The sequence below is a fragment of the Halalkalibaculum sp. DA3122 genome (assembly GCF_043951865.1).
Taxonomy (GTDB): Bacteria; Bacteroidota; Rhodothermia; order Balneolales; family Balneolaceae; genus JAMQKA01.
In genome coordinates this window covers 33047-51691 of record NZ_JBINJF010000016.1, presented here as the reverse complement: position 1 = coordinate 51691, position 18645 = coordinate 33047, and the positions used below count along the sequence as shown (strand labels likewise).

Sequence of the window (18645 nt, the reverse complement as noted above, 5' to 3'; positions counted from 1 at the left end):
TATCAAAACCTTCATCCATAAGATACAATCTGCGGTTTTGAATGCCCTCAAGGGTTGAATCCGCCAGAATACCCGGTTTTTCAAAACTCCTCTGAAACACTATATTTTATCTCGCTATTGCAGTCTTGCAACGAACCAACAGCACAAATTTTGCAGAAGTGCATACCTGCCAACGGTAGACAAGCATTGAATTTCAAGCCAATGAAACGATTACACCTGATCATATTCTTAGCCATATGTACCGCCTGTGGCAGCGTAAGTAATCCGGAAACAGCTGTTAACCACCTTGAACCACGTCCCGGCGTATCCAGTACGCAGATCGACAGCATCTTTCAAACCCTTCGCTATTTCCCCAATCAAACCCAATGTTCAATCGCTTTTATTCATGACAGTACCGCCACTTTTTACGGGGCCGTGAGAACCAATGACACGCTGAAAACCATCGACAATAAAAGCAGCGTGTTTGAGATAGGTTCGCTATCCAAAGTGTTTACCGCTGCCCTGCTCGCCGACCTGGCAACCGAAAACAAGCTACAGCTCGACCAGCCCATCCAGGCGCACCTGGATTTTCCCCTCCACGACAGCCTGCAGATTACCTTCAAACAGTTGGCCAATCATACCTCTGGGCTGCCGCGCATCCCCTCCGGCTTTGTCTGGGAATCGCTTTGGCACATGGATAATCCCTATAAAGAGTATGATGAAGACAAATTGCGCAAATATATGGGCAATGAAATGGAGCTTGCCGGCGAACCGGGAACCTTGTGGCAGTACTCCAATATCGGGGCGGGTATCCTGGGCTACACGCTGACGCAAATTGAGGATCAGTCCTATGAAGAAATGCTTCAGCAAAGAGTGTTCAATCCGCTGGGAATGCAGCACTCCACAACACGACGAGAATTGATTAAAGACAGGCTGGTAACCGGACTCAACAAAAGAGGGAACCCGACCTCCAACTGGGACCTGGGCGCCATCCCGGGCGCCGGGGCTATCGTCTCTACAGCTGAGGATCTGGCTAGGTTTATCCAGGCCAACATTAATTCCAGTAACGAGTCCCTACAGCTGCAGCAACAAAAAACCTTCACTGTAGATAAAGATCGGGATATGGCGCTGGGCTGGTTCATCCGCAACCAGGATACAAAGCAGTTGTACTGGCACAGTGGCGGTACCGGCGGTTATCGATCAATGCTGGTTCTCCATCCGGATGGCAAAAAAGGAGCAGTGGTCTTATCCAATATTTCATCAGGACACAAACACGCAGGACGCATCAGCTCTTTGGGATTTTCCCTGCTCGAAAGCATGGAGGGTCAAACACAATCCCGGAACTAACTTTTTCCATCATGCGAATCATATTTTTGGTAATACTTTTTCTGCACGGACTCATTCACCTGATGGGATTTGTCAAGGCGTTTCAGCTTGCGGAGATCGAACAGCTGACCCTGCCCATATCCCAATCCTCAGGACTACTCTGGTTGTTCACCTGTATCCTTATGCTTTCCTCGGGAGTGGCATATCTGCTGAAAACAGAGTGGTGGTGGATCATTACGCTACTGGCTGTTGCCATCTCACAAGTACTTATTTTCATGTACTGGCAGGATGCCAAGGCGGGTACCCTGGCTAATTTGCTCATTCTCATTTTTATATGGATAAGCCGTTATTGAGACATACCGGGAATAATCCTGCCATTCACGGCTGCCAGGAACCTTCGAATTCCTCATCAAGGGTTTTTGTGCAGGATTAAAGCCTGAACGAATTTAAAACCGCAGTTTATAATAAAAAGCATCCAAAATATTGGCCCCAGCATTAAAATTAATGAATTTTTACCAGGAATTCGGTTTTAGGAATGCTTTCTAAAGGTTAAGTTTGCGCTGACTGTTGATCATCAAGGTGGTTTTGGAAACAAAATCGCTGAAAAATCATTTTACATAAACAAGAGAGTGCTGATAACCTGTTACGATTTCAAAAATCGAACGTTCCCTGGCTACATTCTTCAACAGCAAGGGGATTCAATGGAGTAAGGGGTTCCAGCAGTTTCTTGTAAAATTCAAATCATAAAAAACGTTTTATCGGGGTCAAACTATGAAAAAAACTGTCTTAACATTTCTTGTCGTCTTTTGTACTGCACTGTTGGTTGAGGGACAAAATTTATCGGTAGAGAGCATCCAGTTCGGGACTGGAGTGGAGAACAGAAATATTGTGGATGCGGATTCGGTTTTTTCAAATACCGTGGAGCGGGTTTACTGCTTCACCCAGGTTAACGGCGCTGAAAATTCAACTACCATCACGCATGTCTGGTACTACGAAGACCAGGAAAAAGCCCGCGTTGAGCTTCCGGTCAACGGATCCCAATGGCGAACGTGGAGCTCAAAATTCATTCTGGAGAACTGGACCGGCCAGTGGAGTGTCGATATCCTGGACTCTTCGGGGACTGTTCTGGCGTCAAAAACCTTTCGCATTGATGAATCGGTAGCCAATCAGTAGACCATCGATCACCAGTTTCACCGGCTACGGAAAAAAGGAGATGGATAAGTCACTATCCACAGTTACACGTAACGCATTTACCGGTTAGCGCCTTGTTCCAAGGCATCCTCCTAATTTATTAAAACGGGGAATTCCTCCTTCTCCAGGGAGGAATTCTTTTAGTTTAGCTGTAAATGGGCCTTCACGGCTTCCTTGGCAATCCATGCAAACTCCTGTTTATGGAAGCAGAGTTACTTTTAAACCGGTAAACGCGTTACGCTTGCTTTCGAAACGAAGTTCTAGCCTGAATTTACCTTACCAGGAAATTTGTTCTTCAGCAAGTCAAAGGGGTAATGGCCGTACAGACGTACCGTTGTACCTTAAGCACGTAATTTTCCCTTTGACGCAGCTGAAGGGCAAATCTCCCGGCGCTTTACACCCTGTCAAATAAAAAGTTCGGTAACACATATAATATTAGATACTGCATGCTATCAGGGTACATAATTTTTGCCTACATTATCGTGAGAAATGCAGGCTAGCTGTCGAAATCCTCGAAATCATCAAAGTCCCCCATCGATCCCAGCATACTGCCCAGCATATCGGAATAGGAACGGTGATCATCGAGATCCTCTTTGCCCAGCATGGAATTTTGATGCAGAGCCTCTATCGTCAAATCCATCAGCACAAATGAGTCGTTGCCCGGCGCCTTTCCGCCATATTTACTGATAAATTCCGGCAGCCCGTCGACCCCTTTCAATGCTTCCTCATATTTTTCCGCTCTCAGGTCGTCCGCCAGCTCCAGCTCGTTGCCGGAAGCAAACCAGTCCAGGATCTGCTTATACACATTCTTTTCATCCTCATCCTTTTTCTTCTGTTGCTGCGGGTCGGGGAAATGACGGGCAAACGTCTTCTTGATCGCCTTGCCGATAATATGCTTGGCAACGTTGATCGCCCCCTCCTGTTCTCCCTCGTAGACAAGCTCCATCTTGCCGGTCAGTGCCGGTACAATATGGTACAGGTCGGTGATGCGGGCCTGAGTCTGAGTCTCCCCGTTTATGAGGGCTCTCCGCTCGGCCGATGAAACCAACTGCTCCATCGCCGTAATCGTCATCCGCGTGGAAACACCGCTTTTCTGGTCGATATATTCGGATTCACGCGCTTCGAAGGCGACCTGTTCGAGTATCTCCTTGATAATTTCGGGAATTTGTACCGCTACATTGCCGTTGCGCGATCGCCACGCTTCCTGCTCGGTGATTTTCATGCCGGTTTCCAGTTCGCGCGGGTAGTGGGTCAAAACCTGTGAATCAATACGGTCTTTCAACGGGGTAATGATGTTGCCCCGGCTGGTATAATCTTCCGGATTGGCGGAAAATACCATCCCCACATCCAGCGGAATGCGCACGTTAAAACCCCGAATCTGGATATCCCGCTCCTGCATAATATTCAGCAGCGCCACCTGTATGCGCGGCTGCAGGTCGGAAAGCTCGTTAATGGCAAAAATACCGCGGTTGGTTCTCGGTATCAGTCCGAAGTTGATCACATTCTCATCGGCCAGCGTCAGCTTTTTGGTCGCGGCTTTGATCGGGTCGATATCCCCGATCAGGTCAGCGACCGTAGTGTCGGGCGTGGCCAGCTTCTCCCCGTACCGGTTGCTGCGGTGGACCCACGCGATCGGCGTGGCATCACCCTCCACCTCAATACGCTCACGGGCATATTTGGAGACCGGGTTGAACGGATCGTCATTAATCTCTGAACCCTTGACGATCGGCATATACTCATCCAGGAAGTTGACAAGCATCCGCAAAATCCTGGTTTTTGCCTGCCCACGAAGTCCCAGCAAAATGAGATCGTGCTTGGCCATGAGGGCGTGCTGAATCTGGGGAATCACCGACTTCTCATACCCGATGATGCCGGGAAACAACGTCTCCCCCTCTTTTATCTTCGCAATGAGATTCCTCCGGATCTCCTCCTTTACGGAAACCGATTCCCACCCACTTTCTTTAAGCTCACCAAGTGTCGATACTTCTCGCTGTAATTCGTCCATTGAATACGATCTGAAATTTATGTTTTCCATTGTCTATGGTGATAACCGATTAGCACCGCCAATCATTTCAATGGCGAGCCTCCATTATCGCTTTATCGGGTTAAGTTCAGTTTCTGCTTGCCAATCATTAAAGATGCAGTTCACAGAGTCGCTGCAAAAATAAATCTTTGCGGCAAAATCGCTCTTAGTTTGACCGGATTGACACAACAACATTAAACCGGATGTCGTGGTCGGTACGTGCATAAACACCGGTTGATTTTGGAATCAGGCGGCTGTATGTGTATTCGAAATTCGCCTGGATAGTCTGTGAAAATTGGTAGCCGATAATCGCCGAACCATTTATCCGGGACTGCCCGGTAACGGGGCCCGGCTGGAAATCGTAACTGTCGGTGTCTTTGACAATATTGTTATAGTCGGCCTGCAGCGCATTGTCCAGGTCGGAGTTCAGTACCAGCTTTTGCTCGGTATCCTCCAGGTAACTGGTGTTCAGGGTAAAGTCAACGGCATTTTCCAGCCGGGAGAGAAACGGAATTTTAAAGTTGCGCACCGTATAGCTGAATGAAAATTGAAACCCTCTCGAGAACCGTTCGATAACAGTGGTGTTGGAGAGGGCCAGGCTGGTAATTTTGCTCCAGTCGTACTGCAGGTTGGTTCTAAGGTTTGAATTCCATGTGATATTGAATCCAACCAGGGGACTGAACGTCTTCTCCACCGTGATGGAGGTCGGCTCAAATTCCGGAAGGTATCCCCGGATAGAGTAGGCTCCGAGTGAGAGCGGCTGCAGCGCCCCTTCATCTGAATTGAGGGCCCATCCAAGCCGGTACTGCCCGCTGTAGCTGTGGTTCAGCGTGGCTCTTGACATCGCCTCACCCACGACCGGAATAATATTTTCAAACCCGGACCACACTACGCGCCAGCCCGGCTTGGGAAACGGGGTAAAACCGCGATCCCCAACGGCGCCGGTTCCCATGCCAAGGTAAGCTCGCCGAAAATCCTCCTGCAGCGAAATCTTGCCCAATACGGTACTGCCGTCCGAGTTCCCGGTGCTGTCGGCAATAATGTTATTTTGGTTGTTGATATCCTCGAAGGCGCGCTCCAGCTGCTCCCGGAACAATGCACCGTACCCTTCTCCAAACGCCCATACGCTGGAATTGATATTTCCATTTCTGCTGCGAACCGAGGTGGAAGATTCGTTGGGCTGCAACGTCAACGTTCGGGTGCTGGTCACATCCCACTTGGTACTCCAGGTCAGATCGATGGTAAAGTTTTCGAACGGTGTCAGACGGGTGCCTACGGTGATATCATCGGTGTAGTTTTTGTTTGAAGGAATCTGGATAGACTGGCCGCCACCGGGATTGCTTACCAGCTGGTCGGACCCGATACGGTCGGTCCAGCCGGTCCTGTATGAAAAGGGAGGTGAAAAACGCTCGCCGTCGCTGTTAAGCATGTAGTAAATTTGCGACTCCCCGCTGTACCCGGCCTGTTGAGACCGCTTGGTGTTGTTGAACGAAATGTCAAGGGACTGGAAGCTCAGGAGTGCCCGTGCACCTTTCTTAAGAATTACCCCGAGCGGCAGTTCATTCTCTCCGTCTTCAGCATCCGGCTGCTGCTGCCTTGGAGGCCCATTCTGCTGCTGTAGCGCCTGGAACCATCCCATCCGACCCAGCAGGCTGCGAAGATCCAGGTCCAGGTTTTGCGTTACGCTCAGGTTGTTGGTCAGTGTCGATCCAAGGTTCGAACCCTGAGGGCTGTTTCTCCACTGGTATCCCCCGTTGTAGTTTGCCGAATAGTTGACCCAGCTCAACGCCTTTATCGCATTCAGCCTCGGCTGCCAGGCCGCTGTATAGGCCTCTTCATAGTTGCTGCGGCGAGATTTTAGCGTATCAAAAACCAAGTCCTCAAAAACATCAAAGGTAGGTCTCACGTCAAAAACACTGCTGTCAGCAGGATTGCTACTGATGCGCGGGGTCGTTCCCGCGGATGACAAGTCAAACACGGTTCGAGACTGAAACGAGGTTCGTATTGAAGGGGTCAGGTTATATCCCAATCCAAAATTGGTGTTATAGGAAAAATTGTGACTCTGCTGCAGCGGAATCTCCTGTTGCCCCTCGAGCACCCGGCGTTTACGTTCATCATAAGTGCGATCTATGCCCGCGGAAGCATTGATGGAAGAGGGCGTGTATCCCAGGCGTAACCCGGAAAGGGCCTGGAACAGCGGTACCTCCTGAAGAAAACCGAACGGCTGAACCAGTTTTGTCTGGCTGAAATTCAGGTTATACCGGATCGAACCGTTGTAGTTCCAGTTGTTCTGAAAGCGATACTCTGGGTTGCGCCGGTCGGTCGTATTATACACAAAGTTGAGATTGGTCTTGTCAAGCGTATATTGGGCCAGCTTAGATGCTGATTCACGCTTGGTCACATTTGAAAGATTAAACGAATAGCTTTCCATCACGCTCTGGCTCTCGCGAATTTTCTGGTCGATAATCGACTGTTTTTGCTCGTCACCAATGTCATTCCTGTTTTCAACCGCCTGCTCAAACTCCGACAGGCGAATATCACCCTGGTTGGGCAAAAACCGGGGCGTACTTGTGGACCGGCGGGTAGAAAGCGTGAGCGGGATGCTCCACCCAAAGCGCTCGGGAATAAATTTATGTAGATTGAAGGTGGAATTGAGATCGTACGCCAGTACATCAGAAACGCGCCGCTGCCCGAGCCTGGAGTTGAGCGATCCAAAACCGTCGGTCTCCCGGTTGACGTTGGCGTTTACGGTGGCGAGATCTGCCAGCTGCAGCTCCGCCTTGGCGTTGGCGGCCCACCCCCTGCGGTTGTCGAAGCCGGATACACGCAGCTCATTCAGCCATACTTCCGCATCCAGCGAGGGGGTGCCCCTGTCTGGATTTTCCGGATCGAACGGGTTGCGGATACCCATCCCGATCTCCCCGACCCTGTCTAGCGAGGGATTCCCCTTGATAGCTACCTCGGCCCCGGGCGGCGCATCCCGGAGCAAGTCCGGGCGTTCGAAAACGGTAGTCGGGTCTATTCCCTGTTGATCCCGGATCTGCTTCAGCTCGTTGAATGCGCGCAGCACAATATTTACGCTATTCTGATCACTCAGCCAAACCGCCTCCGCCTCCTGTTCCCGCTCGGCGTCGGTCAGTTCCGAGAGCGGCTTTTCCGAGAATGGAAATGAGTCGTCGGTGGGTGTAATCGGCTGTCGATACTCGTAATAGTTGTTCACCAGGTCCGTTCCAAAACGCATGACAAGCTCGGCATCTTCCCGGTTTTCATACCCTTCCCCATGCACAAACATCCTAAGATTTGAATAGTTTATCATGTTGAGTCCCCCGGGATACACCCGTTTGACCATCTTCACCTCTTCGGGTCCCAGATTCTCGGCTTGCAACACAATGGACTGCTCGTTGGCTACCGTCTGCCGCTGCTGACTCCTGTTTTTTGACCGGATCGCCCCATTGGGGATCCGGTAGGGGACCGGACGGCGACGGCTGTTTTCCTCGATATTGACCGATGAAATTCGCAGCTCGCCCTGTGTATTTTCCTCCTGGTCCACGTTGTCGGCGGGCCTCCACTGGCTACCAACCAGCTCAAAAGTGGCAAACCGCACTGTAAACGGCTTCTCATAACCTGAAAACCAGACTCGGATATAGGATATATTCTGAAAGTTTTCTATATCTCCCACTTTTCGGATATAATCTTTCAGGGGAATTCGTACCTGATACCAACGGTTTTGCTGGTTGGAGCCGGGCACCTTGTCCACGATATAGTTTTCCGGATTTCCGACCTCCAGCTCGTCAAAATCGGCCGGATTCCACTGAATCTCATATTGAAAATAGGCGTTATTCTGCTCCACGATGGAGGGGGTAATCAGTCCCTCTGCATCCGGGCGATTGGTGACCGCACGCTTGTCATCCTCGCTGTTGAGCGGGGTATTGCCTTCATGATAACCATACATCCGGTGAAAGCGGGCGTGCAGCGGCTCGTCTGCCACCTCATCCTGCCCGTAGTAGACGTAATCGTCGTTTGAGGGATCCTGGCGAATCTGCTGGAATTCAGGGGAATTAGCCCCGTACAGGGCTCTCATCTCCTCCAGGTAGCCGCTGAACAGCTGTTGCTCGTTTTTTCGTTGAATGCCCTGCGTGTTGGGAGCCCCGTCCAGCCCAACATCCTCCAGCTCCCTGTTTTCATTGGAAAACTGCCCTTCCGGGGCGGGTTGCGGTATCGGGATATAGGAACGGGCCTGGCCTCCCAGAATATCCTCCTGCAGGTCATCCGGCCGTTTGGCCAGTCCATCCTCGCTGTTGGATTTGAAGTTGGGAACCACATCTTCCGAGACCACGCCGATATCAATATAGATCGTGCCTTCGTAGTCGTCGAGATCGGGCGCGTTTGGATCCCGCCCGCCGGGCAACAGAGACTGTACCCAGAACTCCAGGAATTCGATATTGTTTTGCGTAAGATCTTCCTGGCCGGAGGGTAGCGTGGTGGTCATGCCCCCCCACATTCGCTCCGGTTCGTTTTCGGTCACATTCTTTATATCGCTGTTGTAATTATAGGGCCCCCGCTCAGTCGGGTCGTAGTACACATCCAGCGTACTGATGAAGTTTTCTTCGCTCAGGACATCGCGGTTGGGAAAAACATCCGTCACCTGCACCTGCTGCGATTCCGGGGTGCGCTCCACCGATCCCAGGATATCCTCAATATTTTGGGGAATCGTATACCATCCGAACTGGGCACGCAGGTCCGAACGGGCAATTTTTTCGTTGAGCGTCACATTGGGTGACACCGGTGGATTCTCTCCAAAGTAGGGGTCATCGGGGGCGTATCCCGGTATCGCAGCAGGTGCGGCCGCCAGGTTCCAGCGCGAGGGACGCATGAAGCTGAGGCTGATATCCGTGCCTTCAAAATCATCCACGAACACCAGCCCGTTTTCTTCATCCTGGAACAGCTCATTGTCATCAATGGCGTCACTGACCGCGTTGGTCTGTACCACATCCGGCCGAAGCTGGGCAAACTCTCCACTCAGTGAAAAGCTGGAGGCCGTTCTGGTCTGCAGCAGGGGCACCCGGTCGATGGCCCGGGTCATCCACGGCATGTCGAAGCGGGCGTTGGCGTCAAAACCGATCACCGAGTTGTTGATAGGGGCATCCCCGATACGAATTTTATCCTGCAGCGGCCGTTCTTTCAGCCTGAAATAGGTGCTTCCAAGCGTAATGTCGCTGTTTATGTCATATTCGGCACGCACGCCTGTGAACGTCTTACGCTCGATTTGTGTAAACTGGTTATTTTCATATTCAATTCTTATCTCCTGCCCCCTGGCCAGGTAGCGTTCATTCAGGATGGTGATGTTACCGATCGAATAATCAACGGTGTAGTCGGTTCCCTCCTGCAGTTCCTGGCCGTTGGCGTACACATTGACGGATCCCTCGACCAGGGAAAATCCCAGGGAGTAGCTGTCGGAAACGCTTCCTTTGGAGGTCCCGCTGATCCTGTAAAAGTTATTTTTTGAATTTTGACTGGCATTTACCCTCTTCTCGGTGTACAACTCGCTAAATGCCAGCCGGTCGATCTCACTTTCAGCCAGCGATGTTTGGGAGAGCACCGTTTCAATGCGGGAGCCGAACGGCTCCAGGTAGGGGAAAATAATACTCCCGGAAACCGGGTCCAGCGTACCCGTACTGAAGTCGATCTGGTTATCGGGATTGACCGCTCCCTGGGCATCCACGCGATCGAGTCCCAGGTCGCGCAACATAATAGTGTTCCGCTCGGGCAGTGTGTTTTGCGGTAGATTTTGCTCCGTATAGCTGATGTCTACCTCCAAGCCGTCCTGGGTTACATTGCTGACCCCGAGCGAATAGATATTCTTCATCATCAGGTCCCACGCCGCATTTGTTGTTGTCGCATTCTGGGGACGAATCAGCTTCAGGAAAATACGGTTTCCTCCCCCCTGGCTGATATCCCCAACCGACACGGTCTGCCCCGTCTCAGGATCGAGATATTTAAACGAAATGGCCAGGGCCTGTCGTGATCCCAAATTGCGTTTTAAAGAGATAAACCCCAGTGGGCGGTTCAGTTCATAGTCGGACCCCTCCTGCAACGGGATAAAATAGCCCTCCACAAATTCAGTGGGCTCTACCCCGAAATCTGCCGCCGATACGCCTGCCGCCGGATCGCGGTACTGGTCCAGCGAGTCCTGCGCAAAGCGGTCTGATTCGTCGTCGGGGGGCGCGTAGGTTCCATCCGCATTCTGCACCACCCCGAGGTCCACCATCGCTATCGCCTGGCGCTCTCCCTCCGACGACTGCGAGGATTCCCGTAACATCCATACTTTCACCTCCGAAAGCTGCAGCGCCTGCCCCAGTTGCTGGGGATTCGACATATTCTGTTCAAATTGCTGGCGGGTGTAAAAATCGAGGAAAAAGTGGGTGTCGTCTTCGTAATTGGCCGGTCGTATCGATATCTCCTGCTCCTGCGCCCCTCCGGTGATCGTCTGGGTATTACCCTGGCCCTCCTGCTGAGAAAGTACCGACGTGACTTCCAGCGCTCCAAGCTGGGCTACCGACTTGACCCCGAAAAGCGAGCTGCCGCCCCGGATCAGCGTATTCCCGGTCTCCATGGATACATTCCCCATCTCCAGGCGCTGGATAATTTCATCTTCATACCCCTGGTACACGATGTTCAGCCGGTTCATAAAATCAAACTCCCGTTCGGTGTCCCAGTCGGTTTGGATGGAGAGTTTGTCCCCGATAGTGCCCTGGATGTTTAGCTTCAGGCTTTGATCAAACGTCGGGTCGATCTGGGTCTGTTGATCTTCAGGGATATGGGGATTTTCCGTCTGCTGTATAGAAGCCCCAAGGTTCATATTGGCAGTACCGTTCACTTTCAGGTTCACCTCCGGCTTCCCAAAAATAGTAGTGAAGGCCGATTCATCTCCCCCCGGGATATCCACACTGAAATCCAGGAGTCCCCGTTCGGATGTCTGCTGCGACTCAAACTCCTGCACCAGCGACTGCCAGTTTTGCGTTTTGCTGTACGCCCTGTTGCGGCCTGCGTACTCCTGCTGGTCCATCACATAAGGCAGGCCGGTCTCGATATCGAAGAGCCTGCGCTGACTTACATAGTTACCGGCTGAATCCCGCTCGACAGTGATCTGCTCTTCGGGCAGTTGTATATAAAACAGGTTGGGAATTCTGTCGGGATAGGGGTAGGATACGGCCGGCGGCGGATACAGCACGCCCAGTGTATCCTGCCGAAGTGTATCAACCGGGATGACCGTGCTGTCAGCGCGGACCTGCGCGTGTGCTGTAACAGAAGTGGAGCCCCAGAAAACCAGGCAACAGATACCTGACACGAAAATTGTAAACAAGGAATTGAGCTGCACGAAACCGCCTCAAATTTTTCTTCCTGTAACCAGTGGAATCAATATATAGCCGTTATGACCCTGAGATGGAAAATTTACTCGCAGAAAAAAGGAGAACCCATGTTTCATTCCCCATGCGGGCCAATAAAATTATCTATGTATCAATCTTCCATATATTGATTGCTGAATTCAAGCGGTGATTTAGCGGTTCCCAAAATAGTCAATACTACTATCTAATAAAAAAATCCCGGTCACGTCGTTCAAAATATGGCGAAATTGATTCCTGAAATCGCGATAAGGAGATAGTTCTTACTCCGGCAGCAGCTCAGCCCGAAAGACAAACTTAACCCGAATTATTCACGATTATATTAAAAATATATAGGTAAGTCATTGATATTGTTTGACATATAGAAAATCATCTATAGCTCAAATTTGGATGCCGTAGCAACGGGCTGTGAATAATCCGGGTTAAATTGGCACGCGGTCACCGGTATGGGTCCTCATCAGGCAGAGGGCTTTGCAAACCCCTCAATTCCTCGTTCTGAGGGAGTTGTACTCCCGTTAAAAGATCACCGAGGTCGGTAGTACAACTACCTCCCAACAATATAGCAGGTTCTGTAGAAGTCCCAGGCAATAAAAGCCGCACCGTTCAAAGTGCGGCTTTTCTATGGGGAACGATAGGTGGTTAACCTACCGCATTGCTCACAATTCACAAATCCCGCGGTTATGACCAGTTGAGTCCCGTCATGGATCAACCATAACGACCGGCAGACGAAACAGAAAAAAATGTTCACCTTACCTGTTTGCTGACCCTGACCCGGCAGCATGCTCCGGGCTGTTACCTATTTGGGTTGTGTGGTTGTTCCTGGTGGAGCGTATCCTCCGCATTCCAGCCCCCTCCCAGCGCGCGATATAGACTGACTCCGGCTGTAAGCTGCTCAAGCTTGTTATTGACATGACTAAGCTGGGCCGACAGGTAATTTTGCTGCGCCGTGAGTACCTCCGTATAGTTGGCGTCACCATACTGTAACAGTTCCCGGGAGTAGTCCACGGCATTTTCAAGAGCCTCCAGTTGTTGCCGGTTCAACGCAAGTTTCCGTTCCGCATTTCTGAACTGGCTCATCGTGCTCGACACTTCACTTCCGGCATTTAGTATGGTACTACGCAACTGAAGCAGGGCCTGCTCCTGGCGGGCCTTTGAACGCTGAAGATCGGCTTTGTTGCGCCCGTTGTTAAACAGCGGCTGCGTAAGTCCGGCTGCAAGATTATAGAACATTGAGCCCGGCTGAAAAAGATCTTCTGTCTGCAGACTTTGGTACCCGCCTTCGGCCGTCAGCCGAAATGAGGGATAGAACTGCGCGCGTGCCCTGTTGGTCAATTCAAATGCACTTCTAAAAGCGTGCTCCGCCGCAATGATATCCGGGCGATTGCGGAGTAGCTGGCCGGGAAACCCCGCATCCAGCGAATCAAGCGGCGACTGAGCGGCCAGGTTGCTGCGTTCAATCTTTCCCGGGGGGCGCCCCAGTAAAATACTCAGGGTATGCTCCTGTTCAGTTATCAGCTGCTGTAGCTCCGGTACTGTCACCTCTGCGGCATACTGGTTGGCGATACTCTGCTGCAGGGACACGCCGGTCACGACCCCGCCCTCCTTAAGGCTTCGTACGGTTTGCACATCCTGACGGCGGTATTTGATTGTCTGACGGGTAATTTCAAGCTGTTTATCCAGTGCCAGGAGCCGGTAATAAGCGTTCGCAACCTGTGCGATAAGCCTCGTTTGTATCGCCCGGCGCGTGGCTTCCGTCTGCAGAAGTGCCGACAAACTTGCTTTTTTTGCGCTGGTCAACTTGCCCCACACGTCGAGCTCCCAGCTCGAACTCAGCGAAAGAGAATACATTTCGCTGGCGGGGATGGCGGCATTGCCCGCATTTCCCCCGAAGTTCAAGCTGTTGTCGGATTGCTCATTGTAGGATACGCTTCCCCCGGCGCTGAGACTTGGCAGCATATTCATTCGGCCTTGGTAAAAGTCAGCCTCAGCCACCCGTATCTGCTGGATGGCCTCCTGAAGCTGCAGGTTATTTTGGAGAGCCTCCTCGATCAGGTTTTGAAGCTGTGGATCCTCAAACACCTCTTGCCACGGCATATCGGCCAGCGTAGTACTATCCAATTCCACCTGTTCAAAGGGATACAGCGCCTGGGTTTTCAGCTCGGGCTTTTCGTACGATTTTGTTGCGATACAGGACGACAGTGAAAGAGCAAAACTGACGATCGCTACAGATTTCAATAATGACTTAAAAGACATAATGGTGATTGCTGAATCTCTGTTTTTGATGATGATCAGGGGCTCATAATTTGTTCTCGGCGTTTACGCACGATCTCCGGTGGACCTGAAATTCTCTCCTGGAGCTTTTGAAATATGATAAAAAGTACCGGAACAACGAGCAGACCGATGAAGGTACCGATGAACATGCCGCCGGCCGTACCTATCCCGATCGACTGGTTGGCGTTGGCATTGATGCCGGTAGCCAGCGCCAGTGGTAAAAGTCCTGCAATAAAGGCAAAAGAGGTCATCAAAATGGGACGCAGCCGCGCCTCGGCCCCGTCAATGGCAGCTTTTACGATGCTCATCCCCTGGTTCCGGCGGCGCTGAAGTGCAAACTCAACCACAAGGATCGCATTTTTGGCCAGCAGTCCCATCAACATGATGGCGGAAATCTGCAGGTAAATATTGTTGGCGATCCCAAAAATATTGGCAAAGATAAATGAGCCCGCCAGTCCGATCGGTAGCGGCAGGATAACCGCCCAGGGCACAAGGTAACTTTCATACTGGGCGCTGAGCAGGAAATAGACGAATATGAGGCAGAGTGCAAAAATAATCAGTTCTTGTCCGCTGGACTGATTTTCTTCCCGCGTCAGGCCGGAGAACTCGTACCCGTACTCCCCGGAAATCTGCTCGTCGAATACCTCTTCAATGGCATTGATGGCATCCCCGGAACTGTACCCCGGGTTGGTGGCCCCGGTAAGTTCTACCGATGTAAAAAGGTTAAACCGCGACACGTTTTGGGGACCATAAACCCGCTCCAGGTCTACAAATGAGCTGATTGGGGCCATTGCGCCCTGCGCGTTGCGAACCGATATATTTTGAAGACTTTCCCTGGATCCGCGGGCTTCGGGCTCCGCTTGCACGTATACCCGGTAGAGCTTTCCGAAACGGGTGAAGTTGGACACATACAGCCCCCCGTAATAGGCCTGCATGACATCCATAATTGATTGTACAGTAAATCCCGCGCGCTGGGCCTTCGCGACATCCACATTGACCATATATTGCGGATAATCTGTTTGAAAATAGGAGTTGGCATACTGTATTTCAGGGCGTTGAAACAGGGCCTCCTGCACTTTTTGAGTGGCCTGTTCCAGTTCTGCCAGTTCACCGCTTGTCATATCCTGCACATTAACCGTAAAGCCGCTCGTATTCCCAAACCCGGAGATAACCGGGGGCGAAAAGAATGCGATATCCGCTTCATTGATATGCGAGGTTCTCTGCTGGAGTTCGGTGATGACGTCATTCACACTCTGGTCGCGTTCCTCCCAGTGCTTCAGTTTCCCCACAATAAATCCATACTGGCTTCCGGAGCCGCTGATAATTCCGAATCCGGATATTGCCAGGCGCGAATCCACCACTTCCATATCAGCGAGGATATCGTCGACCCTTGCCAAGACCTCCCGTGTGCGCTCCAGGGAAGAAGACGGAGGCAGACTGACATTGGCAAAAAACGTTCCCTGGTCTTCATCCGGCACGAACCCGGTAGGCGTAGTCTGAAACAGGACGGCAAAAAGGGCGATCGCCCCTCCAACGGTGGCCACCGCCGCCCATGAGTTGCGCGTAAAAAAGCCCAGAACCTGCTTATACCGGTATTTCCCGGCCTCAAAAGCGGCGTTAAAAGCGATGGCAAAACGATCGACAAAAGTCTTGTTCTCCCCGATATGTTTGTGTTCCGGCTTGAGTACCAGCGCGCACAAGGCCGGACTCAGTGTCAGCGCGTTGACGGCGGAAATGATAATCGCCGTGGCGAGCGTGATTCCAAACTGCTGGAAAAACACACCGGTAGAGCCGGTGATAAATGTAACCGGCACAAATATGGCCGACATCACCAGCGTAATGGATACGATAGCCCCGGCAATTTCATCCATTCCGTCGACGGCCGCCTTCATCCCCGATTCGGCTCCCTCCTCGAGTTTTGCGTGAATGATTTCAACCACAATTATGGCGTCATCCACCACGATACCGATGGCCAGCACCAGCGCAAACAGGGTCAACAGGTTTACGCTGTACCCAAACAGGTTCAGGAAAAAGAAGGTACCGATGATGGAAACCGGTACGGCAATGGCCGGAATGAGCGTTGATCGCCAGTCCTGCAGGAAGACAAATACCACGATAAAAACGAGCAGGAACGCCTCTAAAAAAGTGACAAACACCTTGTTGATTGAGGCTGTCAGGAAACTGTTTGCATCAAAAACGGTGGTATACTCCATCCCTTCCGGGAAAGATTCAGAGGCCTGTTCAATTTCAGCCTTGACATTTTCGACAACCTCCTGCGCATTGGCTCCTGCCGTCTTGGAAACAAACATGCCCACGCTGGGCCCTCCGTTGGCGGTACTGTGCACGCTGTAGGTCTGTGCCCCAAGCTCGACGTCAGCTACCTCTCCCAGCCTGAGCATCTCGGCATTCTGCCCCCCCTCCCGTATGATGATATCTTCATACTCTTCTGCCGTGGAAAACCGGCCTTTGTATTTCATGGTATACTGGAACGCCTGGCCACTGTTTTCCCCAATAGCTCCGGGAGCGGCTACAAAACTCTGCTCATTGAGGGCCCTGATCACATCATTGGGTACCAGGTCGTACGAGGCCATTACGTCGGGCTTCATCCAGATGCGCATCGAATAGGTGTTGGCCCCGAAGGCATCCGCCGTCCCAACGCCATTGACCCGCTGCAGCCTCGGTATCAGGTTGATGCGTGCATAGTTTTCGATGAAGGTCCCGTCGTGGGTTCCGTCTGGGCTGTACAAGGTGAATATGAGGAGTCGGCTGGTCTGCTGTTTCTGGGTAGTAACGCCGGTCTGCGTCACCTCCTGAGGTAGCATGTTCGAAGCCTGTGCCACCCGGTTCTGCACGTTTACCGCCGCAATATCGGGGTCGGTCCCCAGATCAAAAAATACCTGTATCTGGGCCCGGCCGTTGTTGCTGGCGGTTGAACTCATGTAGGTCATCCCCTCAACCCCGTTTATCTGTTCTTCAAGCGGAGCCACCACACTGTTGAGTACCGTTTCCGCATTGGCACCGGGATAGGTAGCCGTCACCTGGATGGTGGGCGGAGCGATTTCAGGATAAAGAGATACCGGCAGCGCATTGTATCCCAAAAACCCGAGGATCACGATAATAATGGAAATGACCGTAGAAAGTACCGGTCGTTCAATAAAGCGTTTTATCATTGTTATAGGCTTGTCGTCTTAAAAATATTCTAATTCCCGGAACGTCCCCGATTTACTGCTGATCCCGAATTGTAAGTGACTGATACAGGCTGTCAGCATTAACGGGCCGGGGCTGAATGGCTGCTTCATCGCTTAGTTGACCGGTTCCGGAGGATACGATTTTATCCCCTGCGGAGAGCCCTTCATCCACGACAAAAAGCTGCGGGGTAGAGATCGGGAGCACCGACACCGGGGTGCTTTCAACCGTATTGCTGTCGGTTACCGCAAAGACAAAACGTTTGTTCTGAATTTCATAGGTAGCCCTCTTGGGAATAACAATCGCCGACTCATGCAGGAACGGGATCTGCACGCTGGCTGATCCGCCGCTCCTGAGAACTTCCCTCGGATTGGGAAACGCAGCCCGGAAAGAAGCGGAGCCCGTCTCCTTGTCGATCAGCCCGCTGGCCAGCTTCAGGGTGCCCTGGTGCCCGTATGTGGAGTTGTCAGCCAATATCAGGTTCACATCCGGCATCTCCCGTACCTGTTGCTGGATGGTTCGTCCCTCTTCATCGCCAGAGACCTCACGGGCCATCTCCAGCAGTTCCCGCTCACTCATGGAGAAATAGGCATAGACTTCAGAAATATCCGACACGACCGTGAGCGGGCGACTGATATTGCTGCTCACCAGACTCCCGATCCTGTATGGGATGGTTCCGATAATGCCGTCGACAGGACTTTTTACCCTGGTATATTCCAGGTTGACACGGGCGTTTGTCAAGCGGGCCTCCGCCTGCGCCAGCGCGGCCTGGTTGGAGGTGAGCTGGTTCCGGGCAGACTGCAGCTGGTACTTGCTGACAATATCCTTTTCAACCAGGTTCCGGAGACGTTCAACCTCGTCTTCGGCGGTTCGCACGCTTGCTTCTGCCGCCTGTACGTTTGCCGTGGCCGAGCGGACCTCCTGCTCATACTCTTCGCTGTTCAGTGAGAAAAGTAATTCACCCTGGTTTACCCAGTCCCCTTCATCCACATGCATCTCAGTTATATACCCGGCCACCCGGGGACGTATTTCAACGGTTTGCCTTCCCTCCAGCGTGGCCGGATAGCTGCTGGTGAGCTCAATGGATCGGGGCTCCAACTCCAGCACCGGGTATCCCTCGACCGCCCCGCCCTGTTGCGGTCCCGGCTGCCCGGAATTTCCACAGGAAACCAATATCGGGATTACAAAAAGAGCAAAAATCGACCTGATTAATTTTTTATATCTGTAGTTCATTTTTTGTGAAGTGGAAGTGATTATTATTGGATA

Annotated in this window: 8 protein-coding genes; 3 read left to right on the top strand and 5 right to left on the bottom strand. The window is 51.8% G+C overall.

Annotation, left to right across the window (positions count from 1 at the left end):
* The first annotated feature begins 201 nt into the window (after positions 1-201).
* From ACG2F4_RS11645 to ACG2F4_RS11635, 3 genes are all read left to right on the top strand, one after another.
* Positions 202-1326 (top strand): serine hydrolase domain-containing protein, encoded by a 1125-nt coding sequence (locus ACG2F4_RS11645; protein ID WP_395260900.1) that lies wholly within the window; start codon positions 202-204, stop codon positions 1324-1326.
* A gap of 11 nt (positions 1327-1337) precedes the next feature.
* Positions 1338-1658 (top strand): hypothetical protein, encoded by a 321-nt coding sequence (locus ACG2F4_RS11640; RefSeq protein WP_395260898.1) that lies wholly within the window; start codon positions 1338-1340, stop codon positions 1656-1658.
* A gap of 418 nt (positions 1659-2076) precedes the next feature.
* Positions 2077-2478, top strand: coding sequence for a DUF2914 domain-containing protein (locus ACG2F4_RS11635; RefSeq protein ID WP_395260896.1), 402 nt, complete (start codon positions 2077-2079; stop codon positions 2476-2478).
* A 514-nt stretch (positions 2479-2992) separates the two neighbouring features.
* On the opposite strand, the gene ACG2F4_RS11630 is transcribed toward ACG2F4_RS11635, so the two are convergent.
* From ACG2F4_RS11630 to ACG2F4_RS11610, 5 genes are all read right to left on the bottom strand, one after another.
* Positions 2993-4501 carry a sigma 54-interacting transcriptional regulator gene (locus ACG2F4_RS11630; protein ID WP_395260894.1) on the bottom strand — a complete coding sequence of 503 codons (1509 nt, stop codon included), beginning with the start codon at positions 4499-4501 and terminating at the stop codon, positions 2993-2995.
* A gap of 184 nt (positions 4502-4685) precedes the next feature.
* Entirely contained in the window at positions 4686-11867 is a 7182-nt protein-coding gene (gene sprA, locus ACG2F4_RS11625; protein ID WP_395260892.1) for a cell surface protein SprA, read from the bottom strand.
* An 847-nt stretch (positions 11868-12714) separates the two neighbouring features.
* The gene (locus tag ACG2F4_RS11620; RefSeq protein WP_395260891.1) at positions 12715-14175 is read right to left on the bottom strand and encodes an efflux transporter outer membrane subunit; all 1461 of its coding nucleotides are present in this window, start codon (positions 14173-14175) and stop codon (positions 12715-12717) included.
* Positions 14176-14210: 35 nt separating this feature from the next.
* Complete coding sequence (locus tag ACG2F4_RS11615; RefSeq protein WP_395260889.1) at positions 14211-17363, bottom strand: efflux RND transporter permease subunit; 3153 nt, start codon at positions 17361-17363, stop codon at positions 14211-14213.
* 52 nt (positions 17364-17415) lie between these two features.
* The gene (locus ACG2F4_RS11610; protein ID WP_395260888.1) at positions 17416-18612 is read right to left on the bottom strand and encodes an efflux RND transporter periplasmic adaptor subunit; all 1197 of its coding nucleotides are present in this window, start codon (positions 18610-18612) and stop codon (positions 17416-17418) included.
* Positions 18613-18645 lie beyond the last annotated feature (33 nt).

What these genes read in the sequence shown, in the direction of transcription:
- ACG2F4_RS11645 (WP_395260900.1), top strand. Translation starts at nt 202, where the DNA reads ATGAAACGATTACACCTGATCATATTCTTAGCCATATGTACCGCCTGT.
- ACG2F4_RS11640 (WP_395260898.1), top strand. Translation starts at nt 1,338, where the DNA reads ATGCGAATCATATTTTTGGTAATACTTTTTCTGCACGGACTCATTCAC.
- ACG2F4_RS11635 (WP_395260896.1), top strand. Translation starts at nt 2,077, where the DNA reads ATGAAAAAAACTGTCTTAACATTTCTTGTCGTCTTTTGTACTGCACTG.
- ACG2F4_RS11630 (WP_395260894.1), bottom strand. Translation starts at nt 4,501, where the DNA reads ATGGACGAATTACAGCGAGAAGTATCGACACTTGGTGAGCTTAAAGAA.
- ACG2F4_RS11620 (WP_395260891.1), bottom strand. Translation starts at nt 14,175, where the DNA reads ATGTCTTTTAAGTCATTATTGAAATCTGTAGCGATCGTCAGTTTTGCT.
- ACG2F4_RS11615 (WP_395260889.1), bottom strand. Translation starts at nt 17,363, where the DNA reads ATGATAAAACGCTTTATTGAACGACCGGTACTTTCTACGGTCATTTCC.
- ACG2F4_RS11610 (WP_395260888.1), bottom strand. Translation starts at nt 18,612, where the DNA reads ATGAACTACAGATATAAAAAATTAATCAGGTCGATTTTTGCTCTTTTT.